A 17512-nucleotide genomic window follows, 5' to 3' on the forward strand; every position below is an offset into this window, starting at 1 on the left:
CGGCATCCGTCGCAGATCACCAGCCGGCTTGCGGGACCAGTCGCTGTTCGATCACAGCTTCTGGCGGCCGTAGATCAGGAGCATCAGGATGATCACCGCGCCGTAGATCAGCTGGCGGCCGGCCTCGCTGATCTGCATCACCGACAGGATGGACTGCAGCAGGGTGATCAGCACGACGCCGGCGACGGTGCCGAGATAGCTGCCGCGGCCGCCGAGAATGTGCGTGCCGCCGAGCACGACGGCGGCGATCGAGGGCAGCAGATAGGCATCGCCCATCGACTGCGCCGCCTTCGACGCGTAGCCCGCGAGCAGCACGCCGCCGAAGGCGGACAGCGCGCCGGACAGCGCGAACGCCAGCATGGTGATGCGGCGTGTATCGATCCCTGAGAGATAGGCCGCGCGCTCGCGATTGCCGATGGCATAGATGGCGCGCCCGAACGTGGTCCGTGACAACAGCCAGATCGCTGCGCCGCCGATGATCGCCCAGACCAGCACCGCATTGGGAAGGCCGGGCACGATCGTGCCGGTGGCGAGATAGCGCATCGCCTTGGAGGCGGAATCCTGCGGCGCGAAGCCGCCGGTGTAGGCCACCATCAGGCCTTGCGCGACCGCATTGGTCGCCAGCGTGATGATCATCGAGGGAATGCGCAGATAGGCGACGCCGATGCCGTTCAGGACACCGATGGCGGCGCCGCAGAGAATGCCGCAGGGAATCGCGATGATGGCGCCGGTCGTGCCATGAGCGGCCGCCGCGCAGGCCATCATCGCGCCCGTTGTCACGACCCACGGCACCGAGAGATCGATTTGCCCGAGCAGGATCACCAGCATCATGCCGGTGGCGATCACGCCCAGGAAGCTCGCGACCTTCAACTGCTGCAGCAGATAATCCGGCGACAGGAAGCTGCGCGAATACAGGCTGCCGACCAGCAGCAGCAGCACGATGCAGCCGAACGAGGCCGCCACCGCCGGATCGATCCGACGCAGCATGGCGATCCCGCGATGGGCCGGTTGTGGTGCCGTTGCGTCGCTCATCCGAACCACTCCAGCCGATTGCGCACCCGCACCAGGCCGAACGCGCCGATCGAGACCGCGAGCATCAGCACCAGCCCCTGGAACAGCGGCTGCCACAGCGGATCGAAATCGAACACGAACAGCAGATCGCCGATGGTCCGGAACGCGAGTGCGCCGAAGATCGCCCCGATCGCGCTGCCGCGTCCGCCCATCAGCGATACGCCGCCGAGCACCACGGCCGCGATCGAGAACAGGGTGTAGGCATTGCCGCTCGCATAGGCGGCCTCGCCCGTGTAGGAGAAGAACGTCAGGAACAGGCCGCCGATCGCCGACAGCAGGCCAGCCAGGGTGTAGGCGACGAACTTGGCCGCGCGGATCGGCGCGCCGGACATGTAGGCGGCGACCTCGGAGGAGCCGGTCGCGAACGCGGCGCGGCCGACGACCGAGCGGCTGTACGGCACCCAGATCAGCAGCGCCGCCGCGGCCAGCGCCACGAGGCTCGTGGGCAGCACGCCGAACAGACGTCCCGTCAAGGCATCCGCCAGCGTCTCGTTGACGGATCCGCCGGGATTGGGCCGCAGGAACAGCGCGAGGCCGTAGTACATCGCCCCGGTGGCGATCGTGGTCACGATCGGCTGCAGGCGACCGAAAATCACGATCGCGCCGTTGATCATGCCGCAGACGATGCCGGTGCCGAGCACGCCGGCGACGCCGAGCGCGGTCTCGGTGGCGGTGCCGACCACGATCCAGGACGCGAGGCAGTTGGTCAGTGTGAGGATCATGCCGACGGACAGATCGATGCCGGCGGTGATCACCACGATCGCCTGCGCCATGGCGACGAAGGCCAGCAGCGTCGCCTTGTTGGCCGCGGTCTGCACCATGTTGGCGCTGAAGCCGGCCGGATGATTGGTCGCATAGAGCACGAACATCGCGACGAAGATGCCGATCGCGAGCAGTGTGCCGCGCTGTTCGGCGAGCCAGTACCGCCACTCGGTCATGCCAGACTCGCTTCCGCTCGCTCGCCCTCGTCGACATTGAGCGCACTGCTGACCAGCGCGCGCTCGGTGATCTCGGCGCCCGCAAGCTGGCGCCTGATCGCGCCATCATACATCACCAGCACGCGGTCGCAGCAGCCGATCAGCTCGTCATAGTCGGTCGAATAGAGCAGGATCGCGGCGCCCTCGTCGGCAAGCCGGCGCAGCAGCCGGTAGATCTCCTGCTTGGTGCCGACGTCGATGCCGCGCGTCGGATCGTTGAGCAGGATGATGCGCGGCTTGTTCATCAGCCATTTCGCGATCACGACCTTCTGCTGATTGCCGCCGGAGAGCGCGCTGACGGCGAGATCGGGGGAGGCGGTCTTGATCTCGATCAGGCGGATCATCTCCTCGATCAGCGCCGATTGCCGCTGCCGGTCGACGATGCCGAATGTCGCGAACCGGTCAAAGGCGGCGGCCGAGAGATTGTCGCGCACCGACATCGGCAGCATCAGTCCTTCGGTCTTGCGGTCCTCCGGAATCAGCGCGAGGCCGATGCGCTCCGACTTGGCAGTGACGGGGCTGTCGATCGTCACCTTGTTGCCGTCGATCAGAATGTCGCCGCGGCAGTCGCGCAGCACGCCGAACAGCGCCAGCAGCAGCTCGCGCTGGCCCTGGCCGTCGAGCCCGCCGAGTCCGATGATCTCTCCGGCCTGCAGCGAGAACGAGATGTCCTTCAGCCGGTCGCCCCAACTGATGCTCGTGCATTGCAGCGCGGGCGGCCGGCCGTCGGCTTTTCGCGGCGGCTTTTCCGGGAAGGCGTGCTTGTACTCGCGGCCGATCATCAGCTCGATCACTTCGGCATCCGTTCTGGTGCCGGCCGGGAAGGTCGAGATGCGGCGCCCGTTGCGGAATACGCTGCAATCGTCGGCGAGCTCGGCGATCTCGTGCATGCGGTGGGAGATGTAGAGCAGGGCCAGCCCCTCGCTGCGCAGGCGCTTCAGCACCTGGAACACCTTGGTCACGTCGGAGGCGGTCAGCGCCGAGGTCGCCTCGTCGAGGATCAGGATCTTCGGCCGCCGCGACAGCGCTTTCGCGATCTCGACCATCTGCCGGCGCGACAGCGGCAGGTCCTTCACCAGCGCGCGCGGATGAATGTCGCCGGCGCCGGCGCGGTGTAGCGCCTCCTCGGCAAGCCGGCGCTGGGCGCGCCGGTCGATCATGCCGAACCGCGTCGGCGGATGCGAGATCATGATGTTGTCCGCGACCGATAGGTCGGGAATCAGCGACAGCTCCTGGAAGATGCAGACGACGCCGGCATCATTCGCGGCGGAGGGACCGCTGAAGGCGACCTCGCGCCCTTCGAGCGTCATCCGGCCTTCGTCCGGTGCGACCACGCCGACCATCAGCTTGATCAGCGTCGACTTGCCGGCGCCGTTCTCGCCGAGAATGGCGTGGATGCGGCCGGGGTGGACCTCCAGGTCCGCACCGTCGAGAGCGATCACGCCGCCGTAGCGTTTGGACAGTCCTACGGCGCGAAACAGCGGCTCAGCCGCGATCATGCTTGCTTCCCCAGTCGTTTGGGCAATAGGGACGGGCTGGCCGCGAGAGAAACTCGCGGACCAGCGATCACACCGGCCTATTGGTTTTCCTTCGACTGGCCCATGATCTCCTGCGCCGTGAAGTTGATGCCGCAGGTCGGGAAGGAGTTGCCGACGAAGAAGTTGTCGGACTGGGCCGGGAAGTAGTCCTGATCCTTCTTGAAGTTCGGATCTTCCACGACCGCGAGCGGCAGCTTGACCGATTGCGGCACGACCTTGCCTTCGAGGGCGGCGAGCGCGACCTTGATCGCGACCGCGACCTGCGCAGGTCCGGTGCCGGCCGACGAGCATTTCAGGCCTTCCGAGGCCTTGGCGGCGCAGAACTTGCGGAAGCCGTTCTCGGTCTCGCCGCCGAACGGCACCATCTTGTGTTTGGCGTCGAGCATGGCCTGCACGATGCCGGTGTCGCCACCCTGGCCGGAGATCGCATCGAACGGGCCGTTGGTCGCGATCGCATCGGCCGTGGCCTTCTGGGCGACGCCGTCGTCCCATTTGCCGACGACCTCGGTGACCTGCCACTTCTTGCCGGAGCCGTCGAGAACGGAGTGGAAGCCGTTGTGACGGTCGGTGTCGACCGAGGTTCCGGCGACGCCGCGCACCTCGAGCACCTTGCCGCCGCCGGGCACGTTCTTGACCAGCCACTTCGCCCAGAGCTCGCCGAGGCCCTTCTGGTCGACATTGACGTTGATCGCGTCTTCCGTCGCGAGAATGTTGTCGAAGGCGACGAGGATCACGCCGGCCTGCTTGGCGCGCTTGATCACCGGCCCGAAGGCGGTCGGGTTCTGCGCGTTGACGACGATGGCGTCATAGCCGGAGTCGATGAAGTTGTTGATCGCCGAGATCTGCGCCGGCACGTCCTCGCCGGTCGAGACGACCTTGAACTCCTTGAGCTTGGCCTTCACCTCGGGCTGCGCCGCATAGGCCTTCGCGGTCTGGATCATCTGGATGCGCCAGGTGTTGGCGATGTAGCCGTTCGCCAGTGCGATGCGGTAGGGGCCCTTCTTGGCCGGAAACTTGAAGAACTTGGTGTCCTTGGTCCACGGCACCATGCATTCAGGCTCGCTCGCCGGTCCCTTGACCATCTCCGGCTCCGCCAGCGCCTTGCTGGCAAACGCGGTGACCAGCACCAGCGATGCACACGTGGCAAGGCATCGCGCCCTCATCGACTTGGACGACATTCGTGACCTCCCCTGTTGTTGTGGCGCCAGATCAATGACGCATGTGCGAGACGCCTCTTTGTTTCCGGAGGTTGTGCGAGCAATGCTCGTCGTCTCGACCCGCCAAGCGTTACTGATCAATGACAGCGCTGTCAATTACCGTCGCGCCGCTTTTGCCAAGCGGCCGGTCGCATGTCATGAATGTGGTTCGGAAAAATCCGCGTGAATCATTGCTGCAAGGATCATGTCTCAGAAGCGTCGCACCACGCTGGAGGACGTCGCGCGCATCGCCAATGTCAGCGCTGTCACCGTGTCGCGGGCGCTGCGTCGGCCCGATATGGTGTCGCCGGAATTGCGCAAGCGGATCGATGCGGCGGTCGACAGGCTGGCCTATGTGCCCAACTTCGCGGCGAGCCGGCTCGCCTCGACCCGCACGCATTCCATCGGCATCGTCGTGTCGTCGCTCTCCAACGGCATCTTCGCGGACTACCTGCAGGCGATCTACGACGCCCTGCTGCCGCTCGGCTTTCGCCCCGTCGTCGTCAGCAGCCGCTACTCGGCGGAGGAGGAAGAGGGGGCGATCAGGACCTTGCTGGGCCAGAACATCGAGGCGCTGATCCTGGTCGGGGTGAACCAGACGCGGGCGGCACGGCGCATTCTCGAACGCTCGCGGATTCCGGTGGTGCAGACGTTCGAGCTGACCGACGATCCGATCGATCTGAATGTCGGACTTTCGCAGCGCCAGGGCGGCCATGCCGCGACCCGCTTCCTGATCGAGCTGGGACATCGGCGGATCGCCTATCTCTCGGGACAGCGCGACGACCGGGCCCGCGCCCGGCTCGAGGGGTATCACGCAGCGCTGGCGGAAGCCGGGCTGGACGGCGCGTCGCTGGTGGCCTGGCTCCCGGCCCAGGCGACGATCTCGCTGGGGCGGAAGCTGACCGAGGAGATGCTCGCGAGCGAAGCCCCCGACGCGATCTTCTGCTGCGACGACAACATCGCGCTCGGGGCGTTGTTCGCCTGCCAGCAGGCGGGGCTGGAGGTCCCGCGCCGGATTTCGCTGATCGGCTTCAATGACCTGGAATTCGCGGCGGCCTCCAATCCGCCGCTGTCGACCGTGCTGACGCCGCGCGCCGACATGGGGCGCGTGGCGTCCGAACTGGTGCTTCAGGTGATCGCCACCGGCAGGCGGCCGAGAGCGCGGCAGATCGACCTCGGTTTCGAGATCGTCGCGCGCGGCAGCACCGGGCCGCATCTGGTTGCATCGTGAGAGCGGCGCGGTCTCAGGCCCAGCCGCCGTCGACGATGTAGTTCTGGTTGGTGCAGGCGCCGCTGTCGTCGGCGGCGAAGAACAGCACTACGCGGGCGATGTCGTCCGGCACGAGCTTGCGCTTGAGGCATTGGCGCCGCATCAGCTCGGCCTCGCCCTCGGGCGTCAGCCACATTCGCTGCTGGCGCTCGGTCATGATCCAGCCCGGAAGGATGGAATTGACCCGGATGTTGCTGGGGCCGAGATCGCGGGCGAGAGCGCGCGTCAGTCCCTGGATCGCCGACTTCGCCGTGGTGTAGCAGGGCATGTTGCCCTGGCCGAGCACCCAGCTCACCGAGCCGAGATTGACGATCGCGCCGCCTCCCGCCTGGATCATGTCCGGCGCAACCGCCTGGGCCGCGAAGAACTGATGCTTGAGGTTCACGGCGATGCGCTCGTCCCAATAGTCCGGCGTGACGTCCTCGATCGTGTGGCGGTCGTCGCGCGCCGCATTGTTCACGAGGATGGTGATCGGCCCGAGCGCCTCGCGGGCGCCGGCGACCGCAGCCCTCAGCGCGGCGATGTCGCGCAGATCGGCATGCGCGAAGTGCACCTTGGCCTCCGCAGGCAGGCTCTCCAGCACTTGCTGTGAGGCCTCCAGATCGATGTCGATGAATCCGACACGCGCACCTTGGCCGACGAAATTGCGGACGATCGCTTCCCCGATGCCGGAGCCGCCGCCGGTCACGAGAACGGCCCGATCCTTGAGGCTTGGGTAGATGGTGCCCTGCATTGGTTCCTCTCAGTTGCGCCTGGAGAGCGGTTGCGCGCGATGGCACCGGCCGCATTGCGGACGTCGTCCGTGCTGTGCACGGCCGGCGCGTCCGGCTGGACCCCTCGATGTGCGCCTGCGAGCACCCTCACGCCCGATGTCGATGCTGACGGATCCGCGCGTTCCCCCTGCGACGTCGTTGTTTGCTATCCGGCATTCTGCGCCAGGACCGGCCGGGACGCCAGCACCTGTTGCGCCGCTCGGGTGCGACCATCGGGCGCCTTCTTCGGAGCTGGACCGGCCGCCGTCGGTCGAGCGCAAAACCCTTCAGAGGATTTCGGAGATCGACTGGCCCTGCAACTCGATGCTCAGTCCCTGCATGCCGAGATCGGTGATCTCGCCGCCCATCGCCTTCAGGCTCTCCTCGCGGATCAACGACATCAGCCCGCGCCGCAGCGCCAGGAATTCCGACGACATCATCATCGCTTGCTGGCGTGGGCGCTCGAGCGGGATCTGGATTTCGGCCTTGATCGAGCCGGGGCGCGCGGTCATGCAGTAGACGCGGTCGGACAGGAAGATCGCCTCGTCGATGTCGTGGGTGACGAACAGCACCGAGATCTTCAGCCGCTGCCACATGTTGGTGAGGATCTGCTGCATGATGATGCGGGTCTGCGCGTCCAGCGCGCCGAACGGCTCGTCGAGCAGCAGCACCTTGGGGCCGGTGGCGAGCGCGCGCACGATGCCGACGCGCTGCTTCATGCCGCCGGAGAGACGCTCGGGATAATGGTTCTCGAACGCCTCGAGACCGGCGAGGCCGAGCAGAGTCCGCGCCGCGCGTGCGCGCTCGAACTTCGCCATGCCGCGCATCTTCAGCCCGAACTCGACGTTCTCGCGCACCGTCTTCCAGGGAAACAGCGAATATTGCTGAAACACCATGCCGCGTTCGGCGCTGGGTCCGGTCACGGCCTGGCCGTCGACCGTGACGATGCCGCTGGTCGGCTTGAGGAAGCCCGCGACAGCGTTGAGCAGTGTCGACTTGCCGCAACCCGACGGTCCGACGATCGAGACGAACTCGCCGGGCTCGACATGGATCTGGGTGTCGGTGACGGCCTCGACGGCGCCGTCGATGGTCTCGTAGCTCAGGGCGAAGTTGCGGACCTCGATATGGCCCTGTCTCGTATCCGCTGCGGCTTGGCTCATCGCGACCTCCAGGGCATCACCAATTGTCCGGCTGCGCGGATCACGAGGCTCGAGCCGAGCCCGAGCACGCCGATCGCGATCATCCCGAGCGCGATGTCGGCATACTGGACCAGTGAATAGGCTTCCCAGGTGAAGTAGCCGATGCCGAACTGTCCCGAGATCATCTCGGCCGCGATCAGCGACACCCATGCGACGCCCATGCCGACGGTGAGGCCAGTGAAGATGTGCGGCAGCGACGCCGGGAAATAGACCTCGCGGAAGATCGACGCCTCCCGGGCGCCAAGGCATTTGGCGGCGCGCACCAGCACGGGATCGACCAGCGTCATGCCGTGCAGGGTGTTGACCAGGATCGGAAAGAACGAGCCGAGAAAGGTGATGAAGACAATGCTCTGCTCGTTGGTCGGCCACAGCATGATCGCCATCGGGACCCAGGCGATGGCCGGAATCGGACGCAGCACCTCGGCGACCGGAAACACGATCTCGTGCACCAGCTTGAAGCGGCCCATGATCAGGCCGAGCGGCACGCCGACCAGCGCGGCCAGCGAGAACCCGATGAAGATCCGGCGGCAACTGAGCAGGATGTGCATCAGGAATTTCGGATCGTGGATCGCCTTGGTGAAGCTCGCATAGACCGCCAGCGGCGCCGGCACGTTGGTGAACTTCACGAAGAAGACGACGCGGTAGGTCGTCAGCAGGTGCCAGGCGATCAGGAACAGGATCAGCGACGCGGTGCCGATCAGCAGCGACTGCAGCCGGTCCTGGTTCAGCCGGAACCAGCGTGCCGCGCGGGCGGAGACGTGCGGCCGGCTCGGCGGGGGCGCGGTGCCAGGCGCGGCGGCCGCCGCAGCCTGGTCGGGCGACGTCATCAGGGCGGGGCTGCTCAAGTCTTGCCTCCCGCCACCGCCAGCTTCACGGCGTCATCAAGTCCCATCACCTTGCCGCCGATCTTGGCGGCATAGGCCTCGGCATCCTTCTTCAGCAGGAACGGCGCGATCTCGCCATTGGCGGCGGCGAAGAACGCCTGGTCGGCGAACAGCTTGATGCCGCGCGCGGTGTCGAAGACGTAGGCGACGTTGATCTTCTTGCCCTTGGCCTTGTAGTCGGCATAGGCGCCGAGCGTGCAGGTCGCGCTGCTGAAGGCTGTGATGCCCTCGCCGTCGATCCAGACCTCGCCGGCCTTGCGCGGCTCGGTGATCGGCCTGTTGCAGAACTTGTCCTCGCCGGAGATTTCGTAGTTCGCGGTGCTGGCGAGATCCTTGTCATAGTCCAGCTTCAGCTCGGCATAGGCCTTGCGGATGTAGCTGTCGTCCACCCACTTCTTCGGATCGAACTCCTTCATGCGGCCGAGGCTCTGCAGCACCTTGACGTCAGTCGCGGCGGCATCCACCAGCGCCGGCTTGATCGTCGGATCCGTGGTCATGTTGCCGCCGGGACCGAGGAAGATGTAGACGACCTCCTTGTTGATCCCGGTCCATTCCTGGATCTTTTCGGCCGCCGCTTTCGGATCCTGGCGCAGCCACTGGTTGGCGGCGATGACTGCCTTGACATAGGCGATGACGACCTCGGGATACTTCTCCGCAAAGTCGGTGCGGACGACGACGCCGTGGAAGGTCGGCAGGTTGGTCTGGACGCCGTCGAAGATCTTGCGCGCATAGCCGCGGAACGGCAGCAACTCGGCGAACGGAACGAAATCGGCGTGCGCGTCGATCTTCTTTTCCTGCAGGTTCGTCGAGCCGACCTCCGGCGTCTGGCTCACGAGCTGGAAGAAGTCCGCCGGATAGCCGGCGTCCTGAAGCGCCTTCAGCACCATGCCATGTGCGGCCGAGCCGAACGGCACGCTGACCAGCTTGCCTTTGAGGTCGGAGAGTTCATAGTAGGGCGAGTCCTTGTGAACGACGATGCCGTTGCCGGAGCCGGCGAGGCTGTAGGCGGCGACCGCGATCAGCCGGCTCTTGCTCTCGGGATTGTTCTCGAAGGTGAAGCCGTTCACGATCAGCGGGTAGTCGCCCATCATGCCGAACTGCAGCTTGTTCGCCATCATCCCGTTGGTGACGGGCGGGCCGGACGTGAAGTTCTGCCACTCGATTTCGAACTTGATGTTGGCGTATTTGCCGTCCTTGGGCAGATACTTCTCCAGCAGGTGAAGCTGCCGCACGATGGTGCCGGCAGTCACCGTGTTGGTCGTGGTGTCCTGGGTGCCTATGCCGATCGTGACCGTCTCTGCTGCGACGGGCTGCGCCGCAATCAGGGACAGACAGGTGACGGATAGTAAGAGCGCGTGACGGCAGCGGACCATTCTCATCCCCGTTCGGTTGGATGGCTGATGGCGCCATGATGAAGGCCGCGTCCACGAGCGCAAATCCGGAGTTCGGCAGCGGGTGGATTAGTTGCCGTCAAAATCCGGTTGCGTACTCCTTGGGCAATTTCGCTCATGACAGCCGCTTGCATGAGCAGGCCGGCTAATCCGCGGCCTGGCCGCGCATCTCGTCCAGGACGTCGGGCCGGCAGACCACGATCTGCGACCGCCTGGTACGGACGATATTCTTTTCCTGCATCCGCTTGAGGCTGATCGTCACCCACTGCCGCGTCGCGCCGACCATGTGGGCGATGTCGGCATGGGTGAAGGCCGCGGCAATGACCTTGCCGTCGGGATCGTCGACGCCATAGAGGTCGACGAGATGCAGCAGCAGATGGGCGAGCCGCTCGGTGATCGAACGGGTCCCCAGCATCTGGGCCAGGGCGGAGTAGCATTTTCCCTTGAAGCTCAACCCTTCGATCAGTCCGATCGCCAGATTGGGGATCTCCGCCACCAGCGTTCGCAGCTCCTTGCCCGGAAGCTGGATCACGCTGGCATTGCTGGCCGCGATGCCGGACCATTGATGCACGCCGGTGTCGAACACTTCGGGACCGCCGACGAAATTGCCGACATGCCAATAGGCCAGCGTGATCTCGCGCCCCTGCGGGGACGTGTAGAACACGCGGATGCGGCCGCTCTCGACCAGGAAAATGCCGTCGTGCCGGGCGCCCTGACTGAACAGCGTCTGGCCGCGGTTCAGGACCTTGCGGCGGCCCTGCTTCAGCACCTGCTCACGCTCGCGCAGGCTGAGCCTTTCGATCAGCGACGGCGGGCCGCCGATGGATTGCTGACTTTCGGTGAGCAGGAGCGACGAACTGGTCACCGCGCGTGCTGAGGTCATGGGAGAGGGCACGGCTTCCGCAGCTGATTTGGCCGCCTGCAGCAACATGTCTTGCCTCCGCATTGATCATACTGATCAGAAGCGGAGCAATGTTCGTGCCATCCGTCGCCGCGTGAGGGCCTCAAACGGCAGCGAGTTCCCAGAGGTATGATTTCGGATAGATACCACGATTATGGCCGTCGGAAAACGCGATGTTCAGGCCGTAGCCGAGGTCACCGACCCCCACGATGCCGATCCCGGGAAATTGCGACGGGAAGCGGCCGTCGAAGCGGGCCCGCCTGCAATGCGCGCACATGCAGGATAGGCGCAGCCGTTCGGCGGACAGCACCGCGGGCGGGCCGCTCGCGTTCCGTAGCCGCAATGATGCCAGGTCGGGACTGACCTCGCCGTCAGCGATGTCGGCTGCAATCATGGCTCCTCCTGGTTGTGCCGAGGCCGGTGTCATCACGCTAGGGGAGACGGTTCGGAGCACCCAGCAACTAATTGCCTCGTTCGACGGGATGTCGAGCGCTGCTGCTTCGTTAGGCGCGCTGGCTTTCCTCGGAACAATCTTCGCAACTAATCCACCGTCGCAGCACGTTCGAAATTGCCGGACTGCGCCGTTTCCGCGAGATCGTGCTCAGCAACCGCCACACGGCGCGCCCCGCGCCTCAGGAGACGACGATGAGCGCTTTTCAGACTGAGACGGTGTTGTCGGTCCGGCACTGGACCGATTCGCTGTTCAGCTTCACCGCCACGCGGGATCCCGGCTTCCGCTTCCAGAACGGGCAGTTCGCGATGATCGGACTGGAGGTCGACGGCCGGCCGCTGATGCGCGCCTACAGCATGGCGAGCGCCAATCACGAGGAGGAGCTGGAGTTCTTCAGCATCAAGGTGGCGGACGGGCCGCTGACCTCACGGCTGCAGAAGATCAAGGAGGGCGATCGCATCCTCGTCGGGCGCAAGGCGACGGGAACGCTGATCGCGGGCAACCTCATTCCCGGCAGACGTCTGCTGCTGCTGTCGACCGGCACCGGGCTGGCGCCGTTCGCCAGCCTGGTCAAGGATCCCGACATCTACGAGACCTATGAGACCATCATTCTGGCCCATGGCTGCCGCCAGGTCTCGGAGCTTGCCTATGGCGAGCAGCTCGTCGACAGCCTGCGCGGCCATGACTTCTTCGGCCCCCTGGTCCGAGATCGGCTGCACCATTACCCCACGGTGACCCGCGAGCCGTTCCGCAACCGCGGCCGCATCACCGATCTGATCGCATCGGGCCAGATGTTCGCCGACATCGGCGGGCCCGACCTCGATGTCGAGACCGACCGCGTCATGCTCTGTGGCAGCCCGGCGATGTTGGCCGAGCTCCAGACCATGCTGGAGGACCGCGGCTTCGTCGAAGGCAACCACAGCACGCCCGGCCATTTCGTGGTCGAGAAGGCGTTCGTCGAGCGCTGAGCGCCGGCGGAAGAATTGCGTCCCGGCGACAACTAATTGCTATCGCCGGGCGCGCCGCTGAACAACTCTGACCCGGACCGGTGGGTCCGGCCAAGCAGGAGCTTAGAATGGCAATGGATGAGATCGTCGACGGCCTCTCGGAGGTGTCCTGCGACGTGCTGGTGATCGGCGGCGGCACCGCCGGCCCGATGGCCGCCCTGAAGGCCAAGATGAAGAATCCGAAGGCCAACGTCGTTCTGCTGGAGAAGGCGAACGTCAAGCGCTCCGGCGCGATCTCGATGGGCATGGACGGCCTGAACAACGCGGTCATCCCCGGCTACGCGACGCCGGAGCAGTACACCAAGGAAATCACGATCGCCAATGACGGCATCGTGGACCAGAAGGCGGTGTATAAATACGCCCAGAGCTGCTACGGGATCATCGAGGAGCTCGACAGCTTCGGCATCCGCTTTCTCAAGAACGAGAACGGCGACTATGCCGTCAAGAAGGTGCACCACATCGGCACCTACGTCCTGCCGATGCCGAACGGCGAGACCGTCAAGAAGGCGCTGTATCGTCAGCTGCGGCGGGCGCGCATCCTGATCTCCAACCGCTACATGGCGACGCGGCTCTTGAAGTCGAGCGATGGCCGCATCGCCGGCGCCGTCGGCGTCAACACCCGCACGGCCGAGATGCTGGTGATCAAGGCCAAGGCCGTCATCCTGTGCATGGGCGCGGCGGGGCGGCTCGGCCTGCCGACGTCAGGCTACATGTTCGGCACCTATGAGAACGCCGCCAATTCCGGCGACGGCTATGCGATGGCCTATCACGCGGGCGCGGCGCTCGCCAATCTCGAATGCTTCCAGATCAACCCGCTGATCAAGGATTACAACGGTCCGGCCTGCGCCTATGTCGCCGGTCCCTTCGGTGCCTATACCGCCAACAACGAGGATCGCCGCTTCATCGAGTGCGACTATTGGTCGGGCCAGATGATGCTGGAGTTCTACAACGAGCTGCTGTCGGGCAAGGGGCCGGTGTTCCTGCAGCTCAAGCACCTGCACGACAAGACGATCGAGGAGATCGAGCACACCCTGCACAAGGTCGAGCGTCCCACGCGCGGACTGTTCCAGGAGGGACGCGGCGTCGACTATCGCAAGGAGTCGATCGAGATGCACATCTCCGAGATCGGCTTCTGCTCCGGCCACAGCGCGTCGGGCGTGTTCGTCGACGACAATGCCCGCACCACCGTGCCCGGACTCTATGCGGCCGGCGACATGGCCAGCGTACCGCACAACTACATGCTGGGCGCGTTCACCAACGGGTCGTTCGCGGGTCTCGACGCGATGGAGTTCGCGGACAATCATGATTTCGGCGACATCGACGCCGCCGAGATCGCGCTGGAGCGCGAGCGCGTGCTGGCGCCGACCAAGCGCGAGGACGGCATTCCGCCGAACCAGATCGAGTACAAGACGCGGCGTCTGGTCAACGACTATCTGCAGCCGCCGAAGGTGACGCGGAAATACGAGCTCGGCATGCGCCGGCTCGCCGAGGTCCGCGAGGACATGCAGGACCGCATGATCGCGCGCAACGCGCATGAACTGCTGCGCGCGCTGGAGGTGCAGTCGATCATGGATTGCGCTGATATGGCGGCCCATGCCTCGCTGTTCCGCGAGGAGAGCCGCTGGGGGCTCTATCACTGGCGCACCGATTTTCCGGACAAGGACAACGAGAACTGGTTCTGCCACACGCTGCTGAGCAAGCAGGACGGCCGCATGACCAGCGAGAAGCGGGCGGTACAGCCCTATGTCGTGCCGATCGCGGACGACGAGAAGGACCTCTACGACAAGCAGCGCATCCGCGCCAGCGCCTGACGATCAGACGGAGAACGAGACATGCCTCTTGCAACCTATCAGACGTCGGTTCCTGTCGTCGTCGACGACGCCAAATGCATCGCCGACAAGGGCTGCACGGTCTGCGTCGACGTCTGCCCGCTCGACGTGCTCAGGATCAGCGACATGACCGGCAAGGCCTTCATGGCCTATGATGAATGCTGGTACTGCATGCCCTGCGAAGCGGATTGCCCGACCGGCGCCGTCACCGTCAACATTCCCTATCTGTTGAGGTGATCATGTCGAGCCCGTTCGAAGCTTATGACGATCTCGACGACGCCGACGAGCGGCTCGGTGCCGCCGATCCGGCGGAGCGGCGGGTCGCGATCATCGCATTGGGACATTCCGGCGATCCCGCCGCGGTCGCGCATCTGGCGAAGATGGTCGCCGATCCCGACGCCGGCGTGCGCCAGCAGGTCGCCATGGCGCTCGGTGAGTTCGACGGGCCGGAGGCGGCGGAGGCGCTGGTCCAGCTGCTCGTCGATCCCGAGCGGATCGTCGCCTCGGCGGCCGCCGACAGTCTCGCCGAGTTCAAGGATCCCGCTTCGGCCGACGCCATCCTGCCGCTGGTGACGCATGCGCATGCCTTCGTCCGCATGGGCGCGCTGCGCGCGCTGAAGGAGCTGCGGCGCAAGGACACGCTCAAGCCGGCGCTGGAGGCGCTGCAGGATCCGGATGCCGCCGTCCGCGTGCAGGCGATCGGCGTCATCGGCTTCCTCAAGCTCGAGGAGTCGATTCCGGCGCTGACGGCGCTGATCGGAGATCCCGATGCGCATGTCCGCCGCGCGGCGGTCAGTGCGCTCGCCTTCTCGCACATGAAGATCGCCGCGGAGACCATCACCCGCGCACTCAGGGATTCCGACTGGATGGTGCGGGAGATGGCGGCCGAGACGCTCGGGCTCAATGTCAATGGTGCCGTCGCCGCCGATCCGTTGATCGCCTGCCTGGCGGATGAGTTCTGGCAGGTGCGCCTGAAGGCGATCCGCAGCCTCGGGCGCATGAAGGTGCTGCATGCGGTGCGACCGATCGGCCAATGCATCACCCACGAGCAGGCCAATCTGCGCAAGGAGGCGGCGGCTGCGCTGGGCGAGATCGCCGCGCCCGACGGCGAGCCGTACCTCGCGCTGGTCGCCGACGATCTCGATCCCGACGTTCGCAAGAACGCGAGATGGGCGCTGCACCAGATCGCGGCGAGCAAGGCGAGAACCGGCGCGTAATCGCGCGCCGGCCGCGAGCGTTCCCGACCGCCTGCCGGACCAGGCGGCAAGCCAGATGACGAGTCTTGCGACGATGATGTCGCGGCCGATCGCGCGCGAGCCCCGCAGGGCCGCGCGCCGCACGTTCGCGTGCACCCCACGTCCGGTTCTGGACGGCTCCCGGATTGTCTGACAGAAACGTCGGACGCATCCATCGGGCATCATCACCGCTGCAGCGCAAACGAGGAGCGGCCGGCCAATCCGGCCATGGTCACACGCCTCCGTTGCCTCGGCTGTCGCGCAGCTCGAGGGGATGCGCCGTGCAAAGGTCTGAGATGACCCGCGGACGAGCTGCAAAGGAAGTCGGAGAGCTGCCATGAACGCCAATGTCAAACTGCCTGCCGCCAAGGGCGTCTTCATCGACAACAAGTGGCAGCCCGCGCAGTCGGGCCGCACCATCGCGATGCTGGCGCCGGCGACCGGCCAGGTGATCGCCTCGATTGCCGCCGGTGACGCAGCGGACATCGATCTTGCCGTAGCGGCGGCGCGCCGTGCGCTCGAAGGGCCGTGGGGCCGGCTCGCCGCAGTGGAGCGCGGGCGCCTGCTGTCGAAGCTCGGCCGCCTCGTCGAGGATCATGCCGAGGAGCTCGCGAAGCTCGAAGCGGCCGACACCGGCAAGCCGATGAAGCAGGCCAGGGCTGACGTCGTCGCCGTCGCGCGCTATTTCGAATATTACGGCGGCGCCGCGGACAAGGTGCATGGCGACACCATCCCGTTTCTCGACGGCTTCTTCGTCACGACCGTCTACGAGCCGCTCGGCGTCACCGGCCATATCATTCCGTGGAATTATCCGGGGCAGATGTTCGGCCGCACCGTCGCGCCGGCGCTGGCGATGGGCAACGCGACCGTGATCAAACCGGCCGAGGAGGCCTGCCTGGTGCCGCTGCGTCTTGCCGAGCTCGCGGCGGAAGCCGGCTTCCCCGCCGGTGCGATCAACGTCGTGCCGGGTCTCGGTGAGGAGGCGGGTGCGGCGCTGTCGGCGCATGACGGCATCGACTTCATCTCCTTCACCGGCAGCCCCGAGGTCGGCACGCTGGTGCAGACCGCGGCTGCGAGGAATCACATCGGCTGCACGCTTGAGCTCGGCGGCAAGTCGCCGCAGATCGTGTTCGCCGACGCCGATCTCGATGCCGCATTGACTTCGGTGGCCGCGGCGATCGTGCAGAACGCCGGCCAGACCTGCTCGGCCGGCTCGCGCGTGCTGGTGGAGCGCTCGATCTGGGACCGCTTCCTCGCCGACCTCACCTTGCGCTTCGAGAAGATCACGGCCGGTACGCCGGAGATGGACCTCGATCTCGGCCCGGTCATCAGCGCGGTCCAGAAGACGCGGATCGAAAACATGCTGGCCCGCGCCGAAAGCGGCGGCGCCAGGCGCGTGGCGACCGGCAGGATCGCCGACGGCGTGCCGAGCGAGGGCTTCTACGTCGCGCCGGCACTGTATCAGCATGTCGCGCGCGACTCCGAGCTGGCGCGCGAGGAGGTGTTCGGTCCGGTGCTGGCGGCGATGCCGTTCGACGACGAGGCCGACGCCGTCAGGCTCGCCAACGCCACCGATTTCGGCCTGGTCGCCGGAGTCTGGTCGGGCGACGGCTCGCGCGCGATGCGCGTCGCGCGCAAGGTCAAGGTCGGCCAGATGTTCGTCAACGGCTACGGCGCCGGCGGCGGCATCGAGCTGCCGTTCGGCGGCATGAAGAAGTCGGGCCACGGCCGCGAGAAGGGCTTCGAGGCGCTGTACGAGCTCGCCGCGATGAAGACCCTGATCGTCAAGCACGGCTAGATCAGTGGAGCCG

16 protein-coding genes are annotated in these 17512 nt (G+C 65.9%); 6 read left to right on the top strand and 10 right to left on the bottom strand.

Features of this window, described 5'->3' with window-relative positions; all coding sequences use genetic code 11:
- Positions 1-51 precede the first annotated feature (51 nt).
- The 4 genes from QW845_RS13315 to QW845_RS13330 form a co-directional block, all read right to left on the bottom strand.
- On the bottom strand, positions 52-1032 hold the full coding sequence (locus tag QW845_RS13315; RefSeq protein WP_315802027.1) for an ABC transporter permease: 981 nt from the start codon (positions 1030-1032) through the stop codon (positions 52-54).
- A complete protein-coding gene (locus QW845_RS13320; protein WP_315802028.1) occupies positions 1029-2009 on the bottom strand; it encodes an ABC transporter permease in 981 nt (326 codons plus the stop codon). The genes QW845_RS13315 and QW845_RS13320 overlap by 4 nt, the downstream gene beginning before the upstream one ends.
- A complete protein-coding gene (locus QW845_RS13325; protein ID WP_315802029.1) occupies positions 2006-3547 on the bottom strand; it encodes a sugar ABC transporter ATP-binding protein in 1542 nt (513 codons plus the stop codon). The genes QW845_RS13320 and QW845_RS13325 overlap by 4 nt, the downstream gene beginning before the upstream one ends.
- Positions 3548-3624: 77 nt before the next feature.
- Positions 3625-4764, bottom strand: a complete 1140-nt coding sequence (locus QW845_RS13330; RefSeq protein WP_315802030.1) for a sugar ABC transporter substrate-binding protein — start codon at positions 4762-4764, stop codon at positions 3625-3627.
- A 223-nt stretch (positions 4765-4987) separates the two neighbouring features.
- On the opposite strand from QW845_RS13330, the gene QW845_RS13335 reads away from it, so the two are divergent.
- Positions 4988-6013, top strand: coding sequence for a LacI family DNA-binding transcriptional regulator (locus tag QW845_RS13335; RefSeq protein ID WP_315802031.1), 1026 nt, complete (start codon positions 4988-4990; stop codon positions 6011-6013).
- 13 nt (positions 6014-6026) lie between these two features.
- Here the strand turns inward: QW845_RS13335 and QW845_RS13340 are convergent, their stop codons facing one another.
- From QW845_RS13340 to QW845_RS13365, 6 genes are all read right to left on the bottom strand, one after another.
- The gene (locus tag QW845_RS13340; RefSeq protein ID WP_315802032.1) at positions 6027-6785 is read right to left on the bottom strand and encodes an SDR family oxidoreductase; all 759 of its coding nucleotides are present in this window, start codon (positions 6783-6785) and stop codon (positions 6027-6029) included.
- Positions 6786-7091: 306 nt separating this feature from the next.
- Positions 7092-7964, bottom strand: coding sequence for an ABC transporter ATP-binding protein (locus tag QW845_RS13345; protein WP_315802033.1), 873 nt, complete (start codon positions 7962-7964; stop codon positions 7092-7094).
- Positions 7961-8848: an ABC transporter permease gene (locus QW845_RS13350; RefSeq protein ID WP_315802034.1), complete on the bottom strand. Its 888-nt coding sequence runs from the start codon at positions 8846-8848 to the stop codon at positions 7961-7963. Before QW845_RS13350 ends, QW845_RS13345 begins: the two co-directional genes overlap by 4 nt.
- On the bottom strand, positions 8845-10260 hold the full coding sequence (locus QW845_RS13355; protein ID WP_315802035.1) for an ABC transporter substrate-binding protein: 1416 nt from the start codon (positions 10258-10260) through the stop codon (positions 8845-8847). The genes QW845_RS13350 and QW845_RS13355 overlap by 4 nt, the downstream gene beginning before the upstream one ends.
- A 163-nt stretch (positions 10261-10423) precedes the next feature.
- Positions 10424-11209 carry a Crp/Fnr family transcriptional regulator gene (locus QW845_RS13360; protein WP_315802036.1) on the bottom strand — a complete coding sequence of 262 codons (786 nt, stop codon included), beginning with the start codon at positions 11207-11209 and terminating at the stop codon, positions 10424-10426.
- 73 nt (positions 11210-11282) lie between these two features.
- Positions 11283-11573, bottom strand: coding sequence for a gamma-butyrobetaine hydroxylase-like domain-containing protein (locus QW845_RS13365; RefSeq protein WP_315802037.1), 291 nt, complete (start codon positions 11571-11573; stop codon positions 11283-11285).
- Between the two features lie 251 nt (positions 11574-11824).
- Between QW845_RS13365 and QW845_RS13370 the strand changes: the two genes are divergently transcribed.
- From QW845_RS13370 to QW845_RS13390, 5 genes are all read left to right on the top strand, one after another.
- Entirely contained in the window at positions 11825-12598 is a 774-nt protein-coding gene (locus QW845_RS13370; protein WP_315802038.1) for a ferredoxin--NADP reductase, read from the top strand.
- 107 nt (positions 12599-12705) lie between these two features.
- Positions 12706-14448, top strand: a complete 1743-nt coding sequence (locus tag QW845_RS13375; protein WP_315802039.1) for a fumarate reductase/succinate dehydrogenase flavoprotein subunit — start codon at positions 12706-12708, stop codon at positions 14446-14448.
- 21 nt (positions 14449-14469) lie between these two features.
- Positions 14470-14703 carry a ferredoxin family protein gene (locus QW845_RS13380; protein ID WP_006609939.1) on the top strand — a complete coding sequence of 78 codons (234 nt, stop codon included), beginning with the start codon at positions 14470-14472 and terminating at the stop codon, positions 14701-14703.
- Between the two features lie 2 nt (positions 14704-14705).
- Positions 14706-15683, top strand: coding sequence for a HEAT repeat domain-containing protein (locus tag QW845_RS13385; protein ID WP_315802040.1), 978 nt, complete (start codon positions 14706-14708; stop codon positions 15681-15683).
- A 355-nt stretch (positions 15684-16038) separates the two neighbouring features.
- Complete coding sequence (locus QW845_RS13390) at positions 16039-17499, top strand: aldehyde dehydrogenase family protein (RefSeq protein ID WP_315802041.1); 1461 nt, start codon at positions 16039-16041, stop codon at positions 17497-17499.
- Positions 17500-17512 lie beyond the last annotated feature (13 nt).

Origin of the sequence: Bradyrhizobium sp. SZCCHNS3002, from assembly GCF_032377435.1 — a bacterium.
Taxonomy (GTDB): domain Bacteria; phylum Pseudomonadota; class Alphaproteobacteria; order Rhizobiales; family Xanthobacteraceae; genus Bradyrhizobium.

Bases quoted from the DNA above. Each gene is read 5' to 3' on its own strand.
- QW845_RS13315 (WP_315802027.1), bottom strand. From the start codon at position 1,032: ATGAGCGACGCAACGGCACCACAACCGGCCCATCGCGGGATCGCCATG.
- QW845_RS13320 (WP_315802028.1), bottom strand. From the start codon at position 2,009: ATGACCGAGTGGCGGTACTGGCTCGCCGAACAGCGCGGCACACTGCTC.
- QW845_RS13325 (WP_315802029.1), bottom strand. From the start codon at position 3,547: ATGATCGCGGCTGAGCCGCTGTTTCGCGCCGTAGGACTGTCCAAACGC.
- QW845_RS13330 (WP_315802030.1), bottom strand. From the start codon at position 4,764: ATGTCGTCCAAGTCGATGAGGGCGCGATGCCTTGCCACGTGTGCATCG.
- QW845_RS13335 (WP_315802031.1), top strand. From the start codon at position 4,988: ATGTCTCAGAAGCGTCGCACCACGCTGGAGGACGTCGCGCGCATCGCC.
- QW845_RS13340 (WP_315802032.1), bottom strand. From the start codon at position 6,785: ATGCAGGGCACCATCTACCCAAGCCTCAAGGATCGGGCCGTTCTCGTG.
- QW845_RS13345 (WP_315802033.1), bottom strand. From the start codon at position 7,964: ATGAGCCAAGCCGCAGCGGATACGAGACAGGGCCATATCGAGGTCCGC.
- QW845_RS13355 (WP_315802035.1), bottom strand. From the start codon at position 10,260: ATGGTCCGCTGCCGTCACGCGCTCTTACTATCCGTCACCTGTCTGTCC.
- QW845_RS13360 (WP_315802036.1), bottom strand. From the start codon at position 11,209: ATGTTGCTGCAGGCGGCCAAATCAGCTGCGGAAGCCGTGCCCTCTCCC.
- QW845_RS13365 (WP_315802037.1), bottom strand. From the start codon at position 11,573: ATGATTGCAGCCGACATCGCTGACGGCGAGGTCAGTCCCGACCTGGCA.
- QW845_RS13370 (WP_315802038.1), top strand. From the start codon at position 11,825: ATGAGCGCTTTTCAGACTGAGACGGTGTTGTCGGTCCGGCACTGGACC.
- QW845_RS13375 (WP_315802039.1), top strand. From the start codon at position 12,706: ATGGCAATGGATGAGATCGTCGACGGCCTCTCGGAGGTGTCCTGCGAC.
- QW845_RS13380 (WP_006609939.1), top strand. From the start codon at position 14,470: ATGCCTCTTGCAACCTATCAGACGTCGGTTCCTGTCGTCGTCGACGAC.
- QW845_RS13385 (WP_315802040.1), top strand. From the start codon at position 14,706: ATGTCGAGCCCGTTCGAAGCTTATGACGATCTCGACGACGCCGACGAG.
- QW845_RS13390 (WP_315802041.1), top strand. From the start codon at position 16,039: ATGAACGCCAATGTCAAACTGCCTGCCGCCAAGGGCGTCTTCATCGAC.